2 protein-coding genes are annotated in these 1,815 nt (G+C 49.4%); both read right to left on the bottom strand.

What is annotated here, in order from left to right; translation table 11 throughout:
• On the bottom strand, positions 1–627 hold a 627-nt coding region (locus tag ACOJTG_RS04695; protein WP_420152755.1), incomplete at its 3' end, for a sigma-54-dependent transcriptional regulator.
• 169 nt (positions 628–796) lie between these two features.
• A partial coding sequence (locus ACOJTG_RS04690) for an ABC transporter permease (protein WP_420152754.1) occupies positions 797–1,815 on the bottom strand: 1,019 nt, incomplete at its 5' end.

Raw genomic sequence — 1,815 nt, 5'->3', positions numbered from 1 at the left:
TTCGAACAAGGTAGCTGAGATACCACCGAGATTGACCTTTACGAAAGGTTTACTTTTCCGGCGGCTGTTAAGGTGAATCGCTTCGGCAATGAGTTCTTTTCCCGTACCACTTTCGCCCGTGATGAGCACCGGAGCATCCGTGGGTGCTACGCGGCCAATGGTCTGCAAAATGTCCAGCAGCTTGGGATCTTGACCGACGATGTACTGGAACTGATATTTTTCCTGCAACTTCTGACGTTCCGGCGAGGATACTACGGACTGAGACAGGTTTAAAATGGTACGGACGGACTGAACCAGATGATCGTTTTGCCAGGGTTTGGTAATGAAATCGCGGGCTCCTTTTTTCATCCCCTGTACTGCCAGATCAATACTCCCCCAGCCCGTAATCAGAATCACTGGAATAGCTGGATACGCTTCGCGAATCTGGTCCAATAAATGCATCCCTTCCCGGCCGGAGGTTTCGATGGAAAAGTTGAGGTCTAGTAGAATCAGTTCCAGTGTATGCTGACGAAGTACGTCGAACGTTTCAACCGGCGAACTCGCTCCCATGACCCGAAAACCCTCTTTTTTGAGTAGCAGGGCCAGCGAAGTGCGAATAGCCAGATCATCGTCAACAATAAGAATCATGATTTTAGTTGATGGTTTTGGTTGATAGGTGAGGCTCGTTGTTTTAGGGGTTTAGGTACTGCTTGAAACGCTAATGCATTGATGTACAGCTTTGATTCACTCATCGAAGCGATTGACGGATATTTCAAACACAAGCCAATCAACCCCTAACGAAATACTAGCAACTCCTCTACTCCTCGTGCAAGGCCACAGCCGGTTGGACCAAAGCCGCCTGACGACTTGGGTACCAGGCACAGAGCGTAACGAGCAGATAAATAACGCCCACCGCAGCGACAATGGCCAGCACGTAAATTTTGGCATCCATATCGAAAACATTGAGTAGCGGAAACTGTACCGCAAAGAGTAAGCCCAGCAGCAAACTAAACGTCGCCAGTACCCATATTTCACCCAGAAATTGCATGGATACGGTTTTCTCCGTAGCACCCATGGCTCGCCGCAGGCCAATTTCGCTTTTCCGACGGGCAATGTTCAAATTTAGAATACCGAAGAGGCCCAATCCTACATTAATCAGCAGAAAAGTACTGATGATGACAAAAACGATGACGGGTACCAAGGTTAGGTTGTGCTGGTTTTTACGCGATTCCGTGAGGTACGTAACTTCCGCCCCCCAGCCCTGACCTACCCCCAGTACGTCTTTCACAAGCCGGGCTTCGAAGTTGGCATCCGTGCCGGGACGCGTTTTAATCAAGATATTCTTATCCCAATCTGTGTTCATAAGCGACTCAAATACGGCGGGGGTATTCCCCGTAAATTCACCTTTTCCTTTGAAATGGTCGACCATTCCGATCACCTTCCAGGCGTGTTTGTCATCCTGTTTAATCACCTTCCCAATCGGATTTTCGTTCGGGAAAAGCTTTTCCTGAAATTTCCGGTTGATCACCAGGGGGGTGTACTGAGCGGCCCGATCCTGGGGACCGAACCAGCGGCCCGCCACCAGTTTCAGGTCCAGGGTTTGAGCCAGTGCCTCATCTGAACGGTAAAACTCGGCCATGGTATGAACATTGTTATACGTGATCCCATTGTTCATATTACTCATGCTGAAGGGCGTATTGGAGCTCATCCGGGAGGCACTTTCCACTTCTGGGTAGGAGCGAATGCGTTGCATGATGGCTTGTACTTTGTCGCCAATGTTCGTAGTGTCTTCGTTGTTGTTGAGTTCGAGCACCCACACGTTTTCGTAGGAAAAGC

The organism is Siphonobacter sp. (assembly GCF_048595215.1).
Taxonomy (GTDB): Bacteria; Bacteroidota; Bacteroidia; order Cytophagales; family Spirosomataceae; genus Siphonobacter.
The sequence above is the reverse complement of the archived record's forward strand: the minus strand, read 5'-3'. Positions and strand labels throughout refer to the sequence as shown.